This window comes from Hyphococcus sp. D3-15 (genome assembly GCF_055809375.1).
This window is the reverse complement of record NZ_CM147910.1, coordinates 1,482,351-1,498,763: the sequence shown is the minus strand read 5'-3', so window position 1 is coordinate 1,498,763 and position 16,413 is coordinate 1,482,351. Positions and strand designations below refer to the sequence as shown.

18 protein-coding genes are annotated in these 16,413 nt (G+C 59.5%); 14 read left to right on the top strand and 4 right to left on the bottom strand.

The window, feature by feature from the left end:
• The first annotated feature begins 21 nt into the window (after positions 1 to 21).
• The 9 genes from AC0L8G_RS07390 to AC0L8G_RS07350 all read left to right on the top strand — a co-directional run bounded on the left by AC0L8G_RS07390 (position 22) and on the right by AC0L8G_RS07350 (position 6,482).
• Positions 22 to 948: a bile acid:sodium symporter family protein gene (locus AC0L8G_RS07390; protein WP_473388052.1), complete on the top strand. Its 927-nt coding sequence runs from the start codon at positions 22 to 24 to the stop codon at positions 946 to 948.
• Positions 945 to 2,699: an N-acyl-D-amino-acid deacylase family protein gene (locus tag AC0L8G_RS07385; RefSeq protein ID WP_473388051.1), complete on the top strand. Its 1,755-nt coding sequence runs from the start codon at positions 945 to 947 to the stop codon at positions 2,697 to 2,699. Before AC0L8G_RS07390 ends, AC0L8G_RS07385 begins: the two co-directional genes overlap by 4 nt.
• Positions 2,700 to 2,812: 113 nt before the next feature.
• Positions 2,813 to 3,205, top strand: a complete 393-nt coding sequence (locus AC0L8G_RS07380; protein WP_473388050.1) for a hypothetical protein — start codon at positions 2,813 to 2,815, stop codon at positions 3,203 to 3,205.
• Between the two features lies 1 nt (position 3,206).
• Positions 3,207 to 3,533 carry a DUF2834 domain-containing protein gene (locus tag AC0L8G_RS07375; RefSeq protein WP_473388049.1) on the top strand — a complete coding sequence of 109 codons (327 nt, stop codon included), beginning with the start codon at positions 3,207 to 3,209 and terminating at the stop codon, positions 3,531 to 3,533.
• Positions 3,527 to 4,675 (top strand): iron-containing alcohol dehydrogenase, encoded by a 1,149-nt coding sequence (locus tag AC0L8G_RS07370; RefSeq protein ID WP_473388834.1) that lies wholly within the window; start codon positions 3,527 to 3,529, stop codon positions 4,673 to 4,675. Before AC0L8G_RS07375 ends, AC0L8G_RS07370 begins: the two co-directional genes overlap by 7 nt.
• Positions 4,675 to 4,932, top strand: coding sequence for a hypothetical protein (locus AC0L8G_RS07365; protein ID WP_473388047.1), 258 nt, complete (start codon positions 4,675 to 4,677; stop codon positions 4,930 to 4,932). Before AC0L8G_RS07370 ends, AC0L8G_RS07365 begins: the two co-directional genes overlap by 1 nt.
• Entirely contained in the window at positions 4,929 to 5,102 is a 174-nt protein-coding gene (locus AC0L8G_RS07360; RefSeq protein WP_473388046.1) for a hypothetical protein, read from the top strand. The genes AC0L8G_RS07365 and AC0L8G_RS07360 overlap by 4 nt, the downstream gene beginning before the upstream one ends.
• Positions 5,103 to 5,106: 4 nt before the next feature.
• On the top strand, positions 5,107 to 6,054 hold the full coding sequence (locus AC0L8G_RS07355) for an alpha/beta hydrolase (protein ID WP_473388045.1): 948 nt from the start codon (positions 5,107 to 5,109) through the stop codon (positions 6,052 to 6,054).
• On the top strand, positions 6,054 to 6,482 hold the full coding sequence (locus tag AC0L8G_RS07350) for an acyl-CoA thioesterase (RefSeq protein WP_473388043.1): 429 nt from the start codon (positions 6,054 to 6,056) through the stop codon (positions 6,480 to 6,482). The genes AC0L8G_RS07355 and AC0L8G_RS07350 overlap by 1 nt, the downstream gene beginning before the upstream one ends.
• Here AC0L8G_RS07350 and AC0L8G_RS07345 read toward each other — a convergent pair.
• The 3 genes from AC0L8G_RS07345 to AC0L8G_RS07335 form a co-directional block, all read right to left on the bottom strand.
• Positions 6,479 to 7,315 carry a TauD/TfdA dioxygenase family protein gene (locus AC0L8G_RS07345; protein WP_473388041.1) on the bottom strand — a complete coding sequence of 279 codons (837 nt, stop codon included), beginning with the start codon at positions 7,313 to 7,315 and terminating at the stop codon, positions 6,479 to 6,481. The two genes, AC0L8G_RS07350 and AC0L8G_RS07345, sit on opposite strands and share 4 nt — an antisense overlap.
• A gap of 73 nt (positions 7,316 to 7,388) precedes the next feature.
• Positions 7,389 to 8,114, bottom strand: coding sequence for a FadR/GntR family transcriptional regulator (locus AC0L8G_RS07340; RefSeq protein ID WP_473388039.1), 726 nt, complete (start codon positions 8,112 to 8,114; stop codon positions 7,389 to 7,391).
• Positions 8,115 to 8,132: 18 nt separating this feature from the next.
• Entirely contained in the window at positions 8,133 to 9,305 is a 1,173-nt protein-coding gene (locus tag AC0L8G_RS07335; protein WP_473388037.1) for an isovaleryl-CoA dehydrogenase, read from the bottom strand.
• Positions 9,306 to 9,447: 142 nt separating this feature from the next.
• Here AC0L8G_RS07335 and AC0L8G_RS07330 point away from each other — a divergent pair, with 142 nt between their 5' ends.
• The 5 genes from AC0L8G_RS07330 to AC0L8G_RS07310 all read left to right on the top strand — a co-directional run bounded on the left by AC0L8G_RS07330 (position 9,448) and on the right by AC0L8G_RS07310 (position 15,398).
• A complete protein-coding gene (locus tag AC0L8G_RS07330; RefSeq protein WP_473388035.1) occupies positions 9,448 to 11,052 on the top strand; it encodes a carboxyl transferase domain-containing protein in 1,605 nt (534 codons plus the stop codon).
• A 93-nt stretch (positions 11,053 to 11,145) separates the two neighbouring features.
• A complete protein-coding gene (locus AC0L8G_RS07325) occupies positions 11,146 to 11,964 on the top strand; it encodes an enoyl-CoA hydratase/isomerase family protein (RefSeq protein WP_473388034.1) in 819 nt (272 codons plus the stop codon).
• Entirely contained in the window at positions 11,965 to 12,393 is a 429-nt protein-coding gene (locus AC0L8G_RS07320; RefSeq protein ID WP_473388032.1) for a GNAT family N-acetyltransferase, read from the top strand. It begins immediately after the preceding gene.
• A gap of 102 nt (positions 12,394 to 12,495) precedes the next feature.
• Positions 12,496 to 14,508, top strand: a complete 2,013-nt coding sequence (locus AC0L8G_RS07315; protein ID WP_473388031.1) for an acetyl/propionyl/methylcrotonyl-CoA carboxylase subunit alpha — start codon at positions 12,496 to 12,498, stop codon at positions 14,506 to 14,508.
• Complete coding sequence (locus AC0L8G_RS07310) at positions 14,505 to 15,398, top strand: hydroxymethylglutaryl-CoA lyase (protein ID WP_473388029.1); 894 nt, start codon at positions 14,505 to 14,507, stop codon at positions 15,396 to 15,398. The genes AC0L8G_RS07315 and AC0L8G_RS07310 overlap by 4 nt, the downstream gene beginning before the upstream one ends.
• Before the next feature lie 10 nt (positions 15,399 to 15,408).
• On the opposite strand, the gene AC0L8G_RS07305 is transcribed toward AC0L8G_RS07310, so the two are convergent.
• Entirely contained in the window at positions 15,409 to 16,362 is a 954-nt protein-coding gene (locus tag AC0L8G_RS07305) for a homocysteine S-methyltransferase family protein (RefSeq protein ID WP_473388028.1), read from the bottom strand.
• Between the last annotated feature and the right edge of the window lie 51 nt (positions 16,363 to 16,413).

The following is a 16,413-nucleotide window of genomic DNA, read 5'->3' as shown; positions in this document are numbered from 1 at the left end:
GGGAAAGCGCGCTAGCCCCTCATGAATCCAGAAACGCTCGACCAACTGACGATCGCGCTTTCGCCCGCATCACAAGGCATGCTCGCCGGTGCGATCATCATCATGATTTTCGCAATCGCCCTTGGATTAAAGCCTGAGCATTTTTCGTTCCTGCGCTCCGATCCGAAACTGTTCTGGGGCGGACTTGCTGCGCAGTTGATCGGTCTGCCCGCCATGACCTTACTGCTGGTGACCATCCTCGCGCCGCATCCTTCCATTGCGCTGGGCATGATCGTCGTCGCCGCCTGCCCCGGCGGCAATGTGTCGAATTTCATGACATGGAGCGCGCGCGGCGACACCGCCTATTCGGTTTCGCTCACGGCCGGGTCCAGCGTTGTCGCCGCATTGTGGACGCCGGCGGCGATCCTGTTCTGGTCTGAACTTTACCCGCCGACGGCGGCGTTGCTCGACACCATCAATTTCAACCGCATCGCCTTCATCATCCAGACCACGGTGATGCTCGCCGCGCCCCTGGCGCTTGGCATGGCGGGCGGGCATTACTTTCCCAAAGCCGCAGAGAAAGCCCGCAAGCCGCTGGGTCTTTTTGGCGGGGCGATGCTGGTCATTGTGATTATTGATGGCGCGATCAAACTGACCGGCGCGCTGCTCCCCGCCTGGGCGCTCATTCTCATTCCCGTCGCACTGCACAATGGCGCAGCCTTCGCGCTCGGCGCGGGCGCAGGCCGCTTGCTCGGCGCATCTGAGGCGCGGCGGCGCAGCCTCGCCTTTGAGGTCGGAATCCAGAATGCCGGCCTCGCAATTGTGCTTTTGCTGGCGCAGCTTAAGGGCCTCGGCGGGGCGGCGGCGATCGCAGCTGTATGGGGCGTTTGGCACTTCTTTTCCGGCGGCGTTATGATCGCCCTCTACAGAACAATCGACGCCAGAAAAGCTCACGGGAAACGCACATGACATTTGATTTCAAAATCACCGGCGGCCTTGTCTTTGATGGCGATGGCGGCGAACCGTTGCGCGCCAATATCGCGGTGAAGGACGGGAAGATCGCCGAGATCGGCCAATGCGACGGCGACGCAAAAGAAACAATCGACGCGGGCGGCGCCATCGTCACGCCGGGCTTCATCGACTTGCACACACATTATGACGGCCAGATTTCCTGGGACGAGGAACTGCGCCCTTCGGTCAATCACGGCGTCACCACTGTCATCATGGGCAATTGCGGCGTCGGCTTCGCGCCGGTGAAAAAATCAGACCGCGACCGGCTGGTGCGCCTGATGGAAGGGGTCGAAGACATTCCCGGCACGGCTTTGCATGAAGGCCTCACCTGGGACTGGGAGACCTTCCCCGAATATATGGACGCCATCGACGCCATGAAGCACACGATCGATTTCGGCGTGATGATCGGACACGATCCGGTGCGTGTTTACGCCATGGGCGAGCGCGCCAGCGCATTCGAAGAAGCAAATGACGACGACATAGCGGAGATGCAGCGCATCGTGCGCGAAGCAATGGAAGCTGGCGCCGCCGGTTTTTCCATTGGCCGCACTGACGTGCACCGCACCGCCGATGGCGACTGGACGCCCAGCGCAGAAGCCAGCGAGAAAGAACTCACCGCATTGTCCGGCGCGCTTGCTGGTCTCGACCATGGCGTGTTGCAAATCGTCAACGACTTTAATCTGGAGCGCGAGGGCGACCAGTTCCACGACGAATTCAAGATCGTCGAGAGCTTCGTGCGCGCCGGAAACGGCAAGCCCGCCTCGATCTCTCTCATGCAGCGGGACATGAAGTCCAATGACTGGCAACGCATTCTCGACGAGACCGACCGTCTCAACAAAGACGGCGTCAATTTCAACGTACAGGTCGCGCCCCGCGCCATCGGCGTGTTCCAGGGCCTGCAATGCACCTTCCATCCGATCATGGCGCAACCGAGCTATATCGCCATCAAGGACAAGCCCTTGGCCGAACGCGTCGCCATCATGCGCGATCCCGACTTCAAGAAAAAATGCCTCACTGAGACGCCGGTGAAACTCGCGGGGCCCGGCTCCTCCGTGCCGCCCATCGCCGATGTGATGATCGCCGCAATTGAAATGGTGGCGAACAAATTCTTCCGGCTTGGTAAAAACCCGGACTACGAACAGTCGCAGGATCAGTCATTGGGCGCCGAGGCGCGCCGCGACGGCGTTTCGACGATGGAGAAACTCTACGACACGCTGTTAGAACTCGACGGCAAGCAGCTCATCTATTTCCCGATCTATAATTACACCGAATTCAATTACGACAATGTCCACGCCATGCTGACCCATCCGAAGGCGCTGCCCGGCCTATCCGACGGCGGCGCCCATGTGGGCACGATCTGCGACGCGAGCTTTCCGACTTACCTCCTGACCCATTGGTGCCGCGACCGCGATCACGGGAAAATTTCTTTGGGGCGCGCGATCCAGATGCTCACCGCTGACGGCGCGGATTACTTAGGGCTGAAAGACCGCGGACGCCTTAAGGTCGGCATGCGCGCCGACATCAACATCATTGACCATGAGAAACTGAAGTTAGGCCCGCCGCGCATGGTGAAAGACCTCCCCGCTGGCGGACAACGCCTGTTGCAGCCAGTCTCCGGCTATCGCGCGACGTTCGTCAACGGCGAACAGGTCATCGCCAATGACGAAGTGACGAAAGCGCGGCCGGGGCGGTTGGTGAGGTTTGGGTAGTGAACCGCTCAAACGCGATAATTCAATGGCTAGCTGCATTTGCAATTTCTTCGATAGCTGTCGCCGCGTACGTATTCACGGCTATTATATTCGCTTCACCGCGTGATCGTGAGATGATGGAAATTTCGCTTACCATTCAAGGCTTGTCCAATTACGTGATCGCCCTGCTTCAATTCGTTGCCGTATATACGCTAATTATAATGGTGATCGCGATAGCCCCGGCGCTTGTTGTAAGCGGCCTTTGGGAGTGGAGCGGTCGCAAGCCTTCTACTCTACTTTACGCCGCCGGAGGTCTCGCGACTGGCCTAGCTTTTATGGCGTTCCTCTTCCTCATTTTCCCGAGTGATAGGATAGACGCAACACAAAGCAAGCTTTGGGTCGAAAATTTGTATTTGCTTTTTATAGCAGGAAGCGCAGGACTTCTCGGCGGCTGCATCATGGCCTGGAGGCGGCGTGCTTATTTTCGCACCTTCCTTGATACTCCTACCGCAACTTTGGAAACATAAGATGCGCATTGGCGGCGATCCGAAACTCTATCTGATCCTGATGGCGCTCGGAATCGTCCTGCCCTATGCCTCCTTTGTTCCCTGGGTCGCCGAAAACGGCCTCGCGCTTGACCGACTGGCGCAACAAGCCTTTGAAACGCGCATCGCCGCCTTTGCCTGGCTCGACGTCATCGTGAGCGCGCTAGCGCTGCTGCTTGCCGCCACGACGACATTGAACGGAGTAAGACTTTTTTCGATCATCGCCGCCTGCCTTATGGTCGGCTTGTCCGCGGCGCTGCCGCTTTTCTTCTATTTTCTCGCCAAAGACAGCGCAGAGGCGCAATCATGAACTTCACCTTTGACACCGTCCCGAACATCATCTTCGAAACCGGCTCAGCCGCGCGGCTTGGCGAAATCGTGAAACCGCGGATGCAGCGGCCCTTCGTCGTCACGGACAAGGGCGTCGTAGGCGCCGGGCTGATCGACGGCGCCTTGAAAAGCCTTGAGGCGGCGGGGCTCGACTACGCCCTCTTCGACGGCGTTGCGGCGGACCCCCCGGCGCAAGTGGTGAAAGGCGCTGTTGAAACCGCGCGCGCGCACAAGGCCGACGGCGTTATCGGTTTTGGCGGCGGTTCCTCTATGGATACGGCGAAGGTGATCGCCGTACTGATCAACTCGTCTCAGACGCTTGAGGAAATTTACGGAACCAATATGGCCCAGGGCGGGCGCGTTCCCCTCGCCTTGCTGCCCACGACCTCCGGCACCGGCTCGGAAGTCACCAACATTTCGGTCATCACCACCGATGACGACCAAAAAATGGGTGTGATCGCGCCGCAGCTCTACGCCGACCTCGCTGTTCTTGACGCCTCACTGACGCTCACCATGCCGCGCCATGTGACGGCGGCGACCGGCATCGACGCCATGGTGCACGCCATCGAAGCCTACACCAACATCCACCGCAAGAACCCGCTGTCGGATGCGCTGGCGCGCGAGGCGCTTCGGCTTTTGTCGTTCAACATCGTCAAGGCCTGCGAAGCGCCGAATGACGTGGCCGCACGCGAGGCGATGCTCTTGGGCGCCATGGTCGCGGGGCAAGCCTTCGCCAACTCCCCCGTCGGCGCAGTGCATGGCATGGCCTATCCGCTGGGCGGGCTGTTTCATATTCCGCACGGGGCTTCGAACGCGCTGATGCTGGAGCCGGTCCTGCGTTTCAACGCGCCAAAGGCCGACCACCAATATGCCGAACTCGCGGACGTCATCGCGCCCGGCGCGAGCGGTACAAAAGCGCAGAAATGCGACGCCTTCATCAAGCGCATTGTCGAGATCGTCGAAGCGACCGGCGTCGAGCGTCGGCTGTCGCAGCTCGGCATCTCGCACAACGACCTGCCGCGCATGGCCGAGGATGCGCTGAAAGCCCAACGGGTTCTCGTCAATAATCCCCGCACCGTCACCTATGAGGATGCGCTGGCGCTTTATACGGAAGTGCTGTGATGGCGGCGGGTTATTCCGGCACGCCGCTCTTGAAAAAACTTGGCGTCAAGGACGGACAGGCCGCGCTGCTCGTCGCTGTTCCGGAAGACGTAAAAGAACTTTCCAACTTCCAGCAATGGCGACGCGTCAAGAATGCGAAGACCGCGCGCGGCATAAGCGGCGGCCCTTATGACTACGCACATTTCTTCACGGCAAGCGAGGCGGCGCTCAACGACGTTCTGCCCGCATTGAAAAAGAACTCGCGCAAGACGGCATGATCTGGGTTTCCTGGCCCAAAAAATCCTCCGGCGTTGCCTCCACCGTCACCGAAGACACAATCCGGAATCTCGCCCTGAAAATCGGCCTTGTTGACGTCAAGGTCTGCGCCGTGGACGATGTCTGGTCGGGTCTCAAACTCGTCATCCCGGTGAAGCTCAGAAACAAGTGATCTTATGACCTCCCGCCATCTCGTCGACCCCGAACTCCTGCCAATGCTGGATGCGTTTCCGGACATTCCCTTAACGCTCGAAACGCTTGCCGACACGCGCAGCCGCATGAGCGAAATGCTGGCGCAGCGCCCAACCGAATTTGAGGGCGCTAAGGAGACGGAAGAAAAAGTTCCAGGGCTGAACGGCGCGCCTTCGGTCCGCATTCTCATCTACAGGCCGGAAAAGAAATTCACCAACGCTCCGGCGCTGCTGCATATTCATGGCGGCGGCTTTGTGGCGGGCGCACCGGACATGTCAGCGCAAACCAACGCCAATGTCGCCGCGAAACTTGGCGCTGTGGTCGTCTCCGTCGATTATCGGCTCGCGCCGGAATTCCCTTTCCCCGCGCCGCTCAATGATTGCTATGCGGCGCTAGCCTGGATGCATCAGAACGCTGAAGCGCTCAACATCGACCGGTTGCGGGTCTCTGTCGCCGGCGACAGCGCCGGCGGCGGGCTCGCGGCGGCGCTTGCCTTGCGGGCGCGCGACAAGGGCGAATACGCGCTTTGTTCGCAGCATCTCAACAGCCCAATGCTGGACGATCGAACGGGTACAGACATTGCCCCGCGCTCATCTTTCAGCGGCGAATTCATGTGGACGCGCGACAAGAACGCTTTTGGCTGGCGATGTTATTTTGGCGACGCCCCGCGGGAAACGCCCCATGCATCGCCATCGCGCATTTACGATCTTTCCGGCCTGCCGCGCGCATGGGTCGCCATCGGCGCGCTTGATTTGTTCCTCGATGAAAATATCGACTATGCGCAACGCCTCGCCGCCGCCGGCGTTTCCGTCGATCTTGAGGTCTATGCTGGCTGCTACCACGGATTTCAGATCGCCGCGGAAGCAGCCGCCTCCAAGCGTTACGCGCGGGACTATCTGGACAGCCTCGCCCGCGCCTGGAAGGCAGCCTGATGAAACCGGAAACCCGCCGCCCCGATTACAAGCATTTTCTACCGCTGCAAACGCGTTGGGCCGACAACGACATTTACGGCCATGTCAACAATGTCGCCTATTACGGTTATTTCGACACCATCGTGAACGAATATCTGATTGGCGCCGGGGCGCTTGAAATTCATGCGGGCGACGTGATCGGTCTTGTGGTCGAAACGGGCTGCAAATATTTTTCTGCCCTTGAGTTTCCGCAAAAGCTCGAGGGCGCGTTGCGCGTCGCACGCATCGGCAATTCATCGGTGCGCTATGAACTGGGGATTTTCAAGCAAGGCGAAAACTCCCCCGCCGCTGAAGGCCATTTCACCCATGTTTATGTGGATCGGGAGACGCGAAGGCCGGCAAAATTGCCGCCAAATCTACGCGCAGCGCTCGAACAAATCGCCGTCTAACGCGCGCCAACCGTCGTCCGGTGGAGCAGCCGCGCATGCCCTTCAAACCCGCCGGTGGCGCGATGGAGGACAGAGCGATTGTCCCACATGACGAGCATGTTCGGCGACCATTTATGTTCGTAGACGAATTCCTCGCGCGTCTGCCATTGATAGAGTTCGGCGAGAAGCGCCATAGACGCGTCCGCCTCCATCTCGGCAAAACCCGTGATGTAACCGATGCAGCCGTAAACACCTTCTTCGCCTGTCTCAGGATGCTTTGCAATGATCGGGTGACGGTGCTCCGCTTTCAGCGCTTCATCTGAGGCCTTGATTGTCATGGACCGCGTCTTGGCGTCCTTCTCTCCATAAACGCCTTCCTTTGCATAAGGGATGCGCGCTGAATGGATAGCCGTCTTTCCCTCCAGCTTGACGCGCAATGCAGCCGGCATTTTTTCCAGCGCCAAATGTTGATTGGCGAAATGGGTGTCGCCCCCATGCGGCGGAATGGTTATGCCGAAGAGACAGGTTCCGGCGGGCGGCTTTTCCTGAAAGCTCCAATCCGTGTGCCAGCTTTCGGCGAAAATCGGCGACGTTTCATCCGCGTCGCGCTTGACCGCAATGATGTGCTTGCGCCCGGGAATTGGTGCAATGAAGGGATCGTCGCCGAATGGTCCGAAATAAAGCGTGAACCGTTCCAGGTCATCATCACTCATCGCCTGATCGGGAAAGCACAGCACATGATGCTTCAGCCAGGCGGCGCGGATCTCCGCAATATCGCTGTCGCTCAGCGGCTTGGTGAGATCGACACCGGTGACTGTTGCACCGCAGGCTGGGCCGCTTTGTTCGATTTTCATTTTCGCACCCTCCGCCGATCCACCGAAGGATAAGCATAGAGGCTGCGCCGCTACAGTCGACGGCGGCGTGCAGTTAGATCCGCTCTTCCAGATCAACTTTCGCGACGTCATAGCCGCGCTTCAGATCGTCAATATGCTTGAGCATCCAGTCGCCGGCGCGGGCCTCGTCGCGCGCTTCGAATGCTTCGATCAGCTTTGCCTGCGCGCTCAAAATGCGTTCTTTCGCTTGCGGCGCTCCGGCGATGACGAGACGCAAGCTTTCGCCGATCATCATGTTGAGCGATTGCAGCATGGCCAGCATGACGCGATTATCGAGACCACGGGCGATGTGCTGAAAAAACTCCACCGCGGCGGCGACCGTCGCTTCGTGATCCTTTGCGGGCGCTTTCTCAAGGTCTTCGCGCACGCGTTTCAGTTCGGCGACATCATCTTCAGAAAGACGCTTCGCCGCCAGCCGCGCAGCCGCCGGATAGAACGTCGCCAGCGCATCCCAGACTTCACGGAAAGTGACGCCGCCAAGCGCAAAGCTCTTGCTCGCCGCCGCCGCAATGTCGGCGCTATCGGGGCGGCGAATGAAAAATTTCTTGCCTGCCCCGCGCACAATCAGCCCGGTCTGTTCAAGCAGTCGCAACCCCTCGCGCACGGTCGAACGCGTGACGCCAAACTGCGCGCATAGTTCCGCTTCCGTCGGCAGATGCGCGCCGTCTTTCAGCGAACCGTCGGTAATCCGCGCTTCGATCGCCTTGAAGACCTTGAGATAGGCCGGTTCGCGTTCCAGCGGTTTGAAAGCTTTGGTCATTGAACTGCTCACTTACAACTACGCACTAAGGGCGAACAATTCCCGCCCCACCAGCATGCGGCGGATTTCAGAAGTGCCGGCGCCGATTTCATAGAGTTTTGCATCGCGCAGCAACCGTCCCGTTGGATATTCATTGATATATCCGTTGCCGCCAAGCAACTGGATCGCATCAAGCGCGACCTGCGTTGCTTTTTCCGCCGCATAAAGAATGCAGCCGGCCGCGTCCTGGCGGGTCGTTTCCTTGCGGTCGCAGGCGGCGGCGACAGCGTAAACATAGGCCTTGCAGGCGTTCATGGTGGTGTACATATCGGCGATCTTGCCCTGCACAAGCTGAAATTCGCCGATTGATTTGCCGAACTGCTTGCGGTCATGCACATAGGGCAACACCACATCCATGCAGGCCTGCATGATGCCAAGCGGCCCAGCCGCTAGCACGGTGCGCTCATAATCCAGCCCGCTCATCAGGATGCGCACGCCATCGCCTTCTGCACCCATCAGGTTTTCCGCCGGAACCTCGCAATCCTCGAAAACCAGCTCGCAAGTGTCAGAGCCGCGCATGCCAAGCTTGTCGAGCTTTTGCGCCGTAGAGAATCCTTTTAAATTCTTCTCGATCAAAAAGGCGGAAATACCGCGCGAACCCTCATCGGGAGACGTTTTTGCATAAACCACAAGAACATCTGCCGTCGAACCATTGGTGATCCACATTTTGTTGCCATTCAAAATGTAGCGGTCGCCTTTTTTCTCGGCCTTCAGCCGCATGGACACCACATCGGATCCGGCGCCGGGTTCTGACATGGCGAGCGCGCCCAGATGTTCGCCGGAAATCAGTTTCGGCAGATAGCGCTCTTTCTGGGCGTGACTGGCGTTCAAATTGATCTGATTGACGCAAAGATTGGAATGCGCGCCGTAAGACAGGCCCACCGAAGCGGACCCGCGGGTGATCTCTTCCATGATGACGCAATGGGCGAGATAGCCGAGGCCGGTCCCGCCGAATTCCTCGCTGGCGGTGACGCCAAGCAGGCCCATCTCACCGAGTTCGGGCCAGAGGTCGCGGGGAAACAGGTTCTTTTCGTCAATCTCCGCCGCGCGCGGCGCAAGCCGGTCATCGACCCAGCGGGCCACCACCTCGCGCATTTCCTCGACCATCGGGTCGAGACCGAAATTCATAGAAAGCTGGCTGTTGGATCGCATTGGCGCGCACTCCCGAATAGGGTCAAATCCAGCGGAGTCCTTGCGGTCCGCCCTGTTGAGACCTTGTTTATCAGATTTTCCTATTGTCGGACAACCGGAATATGCGGTATATGCTGAGATATCGAAAAGAGGCCGAAAAATCATGCCTGTAATCCGCTCCGCCCTTGACCCGCGCTCTGACAGTTTCGCCGCAAACGCCGAGGCGATGCGCACTCTGGTGGCCGTTTTGCAGGCCAATGCGGCGAAGGTCGCCGAAGGCGGCGGCGCCCGTTACGCCGACCGCCACAAGAAGCGCGGCAAGCTGCTGGCCCGCGAGCGCGTGGCGCGGCTCCTCGATCCCGGCGCGCCTTTCCTTGAGATCGGACAGTTCGCCGCCTGGGAAATGTATTCAGGCGATGTAATGAGCGCCGGCGTCGTCGCCGGGCTTGGCCGCATTGCAGGCGTTGAATGCATGATCGTGGCGAACGACCCGACCGTAAAAGGCGGCACCTATCACCCGATGACGGTGAAGAAGCATTTACGCGCGCAGGAGATCGCGCTCGAAAATCGCCTGCCCTGCATCTATCTTGTGGAAAGCGGCGGCGCCTTCCTGCCGATGCAAGATGAAGTCTTTCCGGATAAGGACGATTTCGGGCGCATCTTCTATAATCAGGCGCAAATGTCGTCGAAGGGCATTCCGCAGATTGCGATCGTTCACGGCTCCTGCACGGCGGGCGGCGCCTATGTTCCGGCGATGTCGGACGAAGCGGTCATCGTCAAGAAACAGGGTACGATCTTTCTTGGCGGCCCGCCGCTCGTGAAAGCCGCAACCGGCGAAGTAGTTTCGGCCGAAGACCTTGGCGGCGGCGACACCCATACGCGGATTTCCGGCGTCGCCGACCATCTCGCCGAAGATGACGATCATGCGCTGGGCCTCGCCCGACAGATTGTCGGCCGCCTCAACTGGGTGAAGCAGGGCGAAGTGGTGATGGCCGATCCGGCAATGCCGCTTTACGACGCTGAAGAACTTTACGGCGTCGTCGAGGCGGATGCGCGCAAGCCCTATGATGCGCGCGAGATCATCGCCCGGATTGTCGATGGCTCCGAGTTTGACGAATTCAAGCCGCTTTATGGCTCTACGCTGGTCACCGGCTTTGCGCGCCTTCACGGCTATCCCGTCGGCATTCTCGCCAATAATGGCATCCTGTTTTCCGAAAGCGCCAAGAAAGGCGCGCATTTCATCGAGCTATGTTGCCAGCGCAAAATCCCGCTGGTGTTTTTGCAGAACATCACCGGCTTCATGGTCGGCCGCTCCGCCGAAGAAGGCGGCATCGCCAAGGACGGGGCCAAACTCGTGACTGCTGTCGCGAGCGCCGCCGTGCCGAAATTCACAATTGTTGTCGGCGGCTCTTACGGCGCGGGAAATTACGGCATGTGTGGGCGCGCTTATTCCCCGCGCTTCATGTTCATGTGGCCGAATGCGCGCATCTCCGTCATGGGCGGCGAACAGGCGGCGAGCGTTCTCGCCACCGTGAAACGCGACGGATTGCGCGAAGGCGAGATATGGAGCGAGGCGGAGGAAGAAGAATTCAGAAACAAGATCCGCGAAGGCTATGAGGCCCAGGGCTCGCCCTATTATTCCTCCGCGCGGCTGTGGGATGACGGGATTATTGATCCCGCACAGACGCGCGACGTGTTAGGCTTGTGCCTATCGGCGTCGATGAATGCGCCGGGAGAGGAAACGCGCTTCGGCGTGTTCCGGATGTAATAAGCGGGACGCATTGCCGACCTGGAATTGAAGCGTCCGCTTTGTTCTAGTGTTCAAAGGCAACTGACATAAAATTTGACGATTGGGTTTGCGATGACTGACAAAACGAAGGACGGGCAGATGAACGAACAGGTTCTCATCACCACCATTGATCATCGCGGCGTTGCCCGCCTCACCATGAACCGGCCCGACATCCGCAACGCATTCAATGAACAGTTGATTGGCGAGATTTGCGATGCGATGGGCCGTCTCAGCGCCGATCCGAATGTCCGCGTGATCGTCCTGACCGGCGCCGGCAAAGCGTTCTCCGCTGGCGCTGATCTCAACATGATGAAACGCGCATCGGGTTTTTCCGCAGCCGAGAACAAGGACGATGCGCGCCGCCTCGCCCATATGCTGTCGACCATTTATCACGCGCCGAAGCCGACCGTGGCGCTGGTCAATGGCCCTGCTATGGGCGGCGGCCTTGGCCTGATCGCCGCCTGCGACATCGCCATCGGCGCCGACACCTCATTTTTCGCCTTGTCGGAGGTGCGCGTCGGGCTCATTCCCGCCGTGATTTCTCCCTTCGTTATTCAGGCGATCACCGTGCGCCAGGCCCGGCGCCTTTTCGTTACGGGCGAGCGATTTGATGCGAGCGAGGCGCGGCGCATCGGCCTGCTCCACACCGTTGTGAACGCCGACGCCTTGAATGACGCGCTGGAAGAAACGCTTGAAGGGCTGCTTGTTTGCGGCCCCAGCTCGCAAGAGCTGGCGAAAGAACTCATTCGCAAAGTGGCTTACCGCCCCTTGGGTGACGCGGTGATGGAAGAAACCGCAGGCATGATCGCCAAGACCCGCGCCAGCGACGAAGGCAAGGAAGGCGTCACCGCATTCCTGGAGAAACGCAAACCGGATTGGTTGAAAGACTAAATGACCCTGGGCCTTCTCATTCGCAAGGTGAAAACCGAAGACCGCGAAGCGCTTTCCGCGCTGATCGCCAGCGCATTCGACCGCGATGATGAAGCGAAGCTTGTCGAAAAGCTCTGGTCTGAAAACGCCATCAAGATCGAGCGGCTCGCAGAGATCGGCGGCGTCCCGGTTGGGTATTGCGTGTTCAGCGCCGTCACCTGCAAACCGGAACTTGACGGTTTGCTGCTTGGCCTCGGCCCGCTCGCCGTTGCGCCAGACCATCAAAACCAGGGCGTCGGCGCGGCGTTGGTCAAAGAGGGTTTGAAGCTTTGCCGCGAAAACAACGCCCGCTTGATCGCGGTGCTGGGTGAGCCGGATTATTACGGACGGTTCGGGTTTGAACCTGCCGCGACGCGAAAAATGACATGGGCCGGATCTCGACGCCGGTGACGCTTTTCGCATCATCACGAAAGAAGACGACAATTTCGGCGCGGTCGCAGCGGACGATATCCGAACCATCCACTACCATCCCGCATTCGATATGGTGAGCTAATGTTCAAAAAAATCCTGATCGCCAATCGCGGTGAGATCGCTATTCGCGTCGCCAGGACCGCGCGCAAAATGGGCGTCGCGACGGTGGCGGTTTATTCCGACGCAGACCGGAACGCACCGCATGTCAGAGCCTGTGACGAGGCCGTCCATATCGGGCCGGCCGCAGCGGCGGAAAGTTATCTGCGCGCGGAAAAGATTATCGACGCCTGCAAAAAGACCGGCGCCGAGGCTGTGCATCCCGGCTACGGCTTTTTGTCGGAGAATGCCGTCTTCGCCGATGCGCTGGACGCCGCCGGGATCGTCTTTATCGGCCCTACAGCAAAAACCATTCGCGCTATGGGATCGAAATCTGCGGCCAAGGATTTGATGGAAGCCGCAAAAGTCCCGACGACGCCGGGCTTCCAGGGCGAAGATCAGGCGGTCGCGACATTCAAGCGCGAAGCAAAACGCATCGGCTACCCGGTGCTTTTGAAAGCAACGGCGGGCGGCGGCGGCAAGGGCATGCGCATGGTCGCGCAGGAAAGCGACCTCGAAGACGCGCTCAAATCCGCCCAGCGCGAAGCGAAATCCGCCTTTGGTGATGACCGCTTCCTGATTGAGAAATATGTGACCCGCGCGCGCCATGTTGAGGTTCAGATATTCGGCGACGGCAAAGGCGATGTCGTCCATATGTTCGAACGCGATTGTTCCGTGCAGCGCCGCCACCAAAAGGTGATCGAAGAAGCGCCGGCGCCGAACCTTCCCGCGAAAACCCGCGCCGCGCTGCTCAAAGCTGGCGTCGATGCCGGCAAGGCGGTTGATTATCGCGGCGCCGGCACGGTGGAATTCCTTTACGACGCTGATAATGACGCCGTTTATTTCATGGAGATGAATACGCGGCTGCAGGTGGAGCACCCCGTTTCAGAGATGATCACCGGTCTCGATTTCGTCGAATGGCAATTGCGCATCGCGGCGGGCGAAGGCTTGCCGCTGGGGCAGGACCAGATCACCGAAAACGGTCACGCCTTCGAAGCGCGGCTTTATGCGGAAAATCCGAACCAGAATTTCGCACCGTCAATCGGCACGCTGACGACATTACGCCTGCCCGCCGACATTGCACGCATTGATTCCGGCGTCGAAGAAGGACAGGCGATCACGCCTTTTTACGATCCGATGATCGCCAAGATCATCACCCATGGCGCGGGCCGCGAAGAAGCGTTGGGCGCCATGCGCGCGGCGCTGTCGCAGACCCGCGTCGCCGGACTAGAGACCAATGCGGCGTTCCTCCATGCGCTGGCCGCCGAAGGTGATTTCATCAAGGGCGACGTTTCAACGAAGTTTATCGAGGAGCATGATGCCGCGCTTTTCGAACAAACGCCCGCAGGGCCGAAACAATGGGCGGCGGCGGCGATGTGGAAACGCGCCTCAACCGCCAGCAATGACAATGACCCCTGGGGCTCGCTCTCCGGCTTCCGGCTCAACCGGCCGCGCCACGAAGTGATGTGGATCGAGCATGATGGCCAGGCCGCCCTGCTCCGCCTGTCGAAGACTGGTGATCAATTCAAAGCGACGCTGGAGCCCGATGCTTCCGCCGCCGCGCGCCGCGAGGGGCGCGAAGCGCAAACGCCAATCGAGTTTTCGTTTTCCAGCGCTGCAGATAGCGACGGCGCCCTGCGGCTTACCCATATGGGTGAGGATTTCACCGCTTTCACAGCGCCACATGGTGACACGCTTCGTGTATGGATTGGCGCAAACCATTGGGACATCGCCTTTCCCGATCCGCTGGCTGGCATTTCTGCGCATCATTCAAGCGAAGGTTCGCTGACCGCGCCGATGCCGGGCGTCGTGACCTTGCTTTCGGCCAAACCGGGCGACAAGATTGAGGCGGGCAAGCCCCTGCTCGTCATGGAAGCGATGAAGATGGAGCACGCAATCAAGGCGCCTTTCGACGGCGTCATCAAAGGCTACAAGTTCAAGCCCGGCGATCAAGTCAAGGACGGCGACTTGCTGGTGGAGTTCGAGGAAAGCGCGTGACCAACCCCATCACCCTTGTTGAAGTCGGTCCGCGCGACGGATTGCAAAACGAAGCGCAGACTGTCGATGTCGCGACCAAGGTCGAGCTGATCGAACGGCTCGCCGCTTGCGGCTTTAAACATGTGGAAGGCGGCGCCTTCGTTTCGCCGAAATGGGTGCCGCAAATGGCGGCGTCCGACGAGGTGATGACGACAATCAAACGCGCAAGGGGCGTTTCCTACCCCGTTCTGACGCCAAACATGAAGGGCTATGAAGGCGCACGGGCAGCGAAAGCCGATACGGTTGCGGTCTTCGGCGCCGCGTCGGAGAGCTTTTCCCAGAAAAACATCAACTGCTCCATCGAGGAAAGCCTTGAGCGCTTCAAACCGGTGATCGAGGCGGCGAAAGCCGACGGCATTCGCGTTCGCGGCTATGTTTCCTGCGTGCTCGGCTGCCCCTATGAAGGCGACATATCACCGGCGGCTGTGGCGCCGGTCGCTGCCGCGCTATACGAAATGGGCTGCTATGAAATTTCGCTCGGCGACACGATCGGCGTCGGCACGCCGGAAGAAACCAGAGCGCTGATCCGCGCCGTTTCGAAAGCCGTGCCTGTCAAAGCGCTCGCCGGGCATTTCCATGACACATACGGACAAGCGCTCGCCAATATCTGGGCGGCGATTGACGAAGGCGTCGCCGTATTCGACTCCTCCGTCTCCGGATTGGGCGGATGCCCTTATGCGCGGGGCGCATCGGGCAATGTGGCGAGCGAGGATGTGGTCTACTCCCTCGCCCGCTCCGGTTTTGACACTGGCGTAAATCTCGACGCCCTGATCGAAACCAGCATCTGGATTTCAGAAAAGCTCGGCCGCAAACCGGGGTCGAAAGTCACGCTCGCGCGCTCCGGCGGCTGACCCCGCGTCTTCAGGCCGCTTTGCGCGAACGGCTGATCTCCGCGGCGATCCTCTCCACATGGCGCAGATCTGTCCCGCAGCACCCGCCGAAAATCGTCAATGACGGCACAAGGCGTCGCAACGCCTCATTTTCCAGCGCAAGCTCGCCCGGATTGCCGTCATCCAGCACTTCCGCCTCATCAAGCTCTGCATGCGAACATTGAGAAGCGTTCGCGCGCACGCCTCGCAGGCGCGAAAGCCACAGGCCGTCATCTTGAAGCACTGAAGTGAAATGCGTCGGATGCGCGCAATTGATCATGTAATAGGTCGGCGCCACGCGCGCCTCGAAATCGGTTTCCATGATGGCTTCGCTTAGCGCCTGCCCCGAGGGCAAGCGCCCATCTGTTTCCACGGTGAATGAAACGACGCAGGGCATCTTTGCGCGCGCGGCGGCGTTGGCGAACCCCACCGCTTCGGGCGTATTGGTCATGGTGAAGGCGGAAATGAAATCAGCGGCCGTATCGGCGAATATTTCCGCCTGAAAGGAATGATACTCTTCCGCTTCTTCCGCGCTCATTAAGCTGCGCAGCTCATATCCGTCACCGCGCGGACCGACATTGCCTGAAATGACAAAAGGCGTTTCAAGGCCCGCACGGTCACGCACATGCTCCACAAAAGCAATCGCGTCGCGGTTCACCGCTTCAAGCGCCGGCAGATCATAGCCAAGTTTGCGCCCCCAATCCGGGCTCGCCCGCCAGGTTGCGCTTTCAAAAATAAAACCGAGTCCGTGCCGTCTCGCCAGCGCCGCATGAGCAAGACAATATTCTTGCATCGCTGCGCGGCCTTTTGGGTCTTTCAATAATGGGAAAGACGCAAAACACGGGAGTTCAAATCCCTTGTTAAAGAGCAGGTCGGTTTCCATGCCGCTATCCGTCAGGAAAAGCTCTCCACTGAGCTGCGGTAAGTCGGTTCTATAGGTCGACACGGTGTTCTCCTTTTTTTGGAGAACGGAAATAGGCGGCGGAAAGGACGAGCG

Bases quoted from the DNA above. Each gene is read 5' to 3' on its own strand.
- AC0L8G_RS07350 (WP_473388043.1), top strand. From the start codon at position 6,054: ATGAAACCGGAAACCCGCCGCCCCGATTACAAGCATTTTCTACCGCTG.
- AC0L8G_RS07315 (WP_473388031.1), top strand. From the start codon at position 12,496: ATGTTCAAAAAAATCCTGATCGCCAATCGCGGTGAGATCGCTATTCGC.
- AC0L8G_RS07390 (WP_473388052.1), top strand. From the start codon at position 22: ATGAATCCAGAAACGCTCGACCAACTGACGATCGCGCTTTCGCCCGCA.
- AC0L8G_RS07385 (WP_473388051.1), top strand. From the start codon at position 945: ATGACATTTGATTTCAAAATCACCGGCGGCCTTGTCTTTGATGGCGAT.
- AC0L8G_RS07335 (WP_473388037.1), bottom strand. From the start codon at position 9,305: ATGCGATCCAACAGCCAGCTTTCTATGAATTTCGGTCTCGACCCGATG.
- AC0L8G_RS07340 (WP_473388039.1), bottom strand. From the start codon at position 8,114: ATGACCAAAGCTTTCAAACCGCTGGAACGCGAACCGGCCTATCTCAAG.
- AC0L8G_RS07355 (WP_473388045.1), top strand. From the start codon at position 5,107: ATGACCTCCCGCCATCTCGTCGACCCCGAACTCCTGCCAATGCTGGAT.
- AC0L8G_RS07330 (WP_473388035.1), top strand. From the start codon at position 9,448: ATGCCTGTAATCCGCTCCGCCCTTGACCCGCGCTCTGACAGTTTCGCC.
- AC0L8G_RS07325 (WP_473388034.1), top strand. From the start codon at position 11,146: ATGACTGACAAAACGAAGGACGGGCAGATGAACGAACAGGTTCTCATC.
- AC0L8G_RS07345 (WP_473388041.1), bottom strand. From the start codon at position 7,315: ATGAAAATCGAACAAAGCGGCCCAGCCTGCGGTGCAACAGTCACCGGT.
- AC0L8G_RS07320 (WP_473388032.1), top strand. From the start codon at position 11,965: ATGACCCTGGGCCTTCTCATTCGCAAGGTGAAAACCGAAGACCGCGAA.
- AC0L8G_RS07360 (WP_473388046.1), top strand. From the start codon at position 4,929: ATGATCTGGGTTTCCTGGCCCAAAAAATCCTCCGGCGTTGCCTCCACC.
- AC0L8G_RS07365 (WP_473388047.1), top strand. From the start codon at position 4,675: ATGGCGGCGGGTTATTCCGGCACGCCGCTCTTGAAAAAACTTGGCGTC.
- AC0L8G_RS07380 (WP_473388050.1), top strand. From the start codon at position 2,813: ATGATGGAAATTTCGCTTACCATTCAAGGCTTGTCCAATTACGTGATC.
- AC0L8G_RS07375 (WP_473388049.1), top strand. From the start codon at position 3,207: ATGCGCATTGGCGGCGATCCGAAACTCTATCTGATCCTGATGGCGCTC.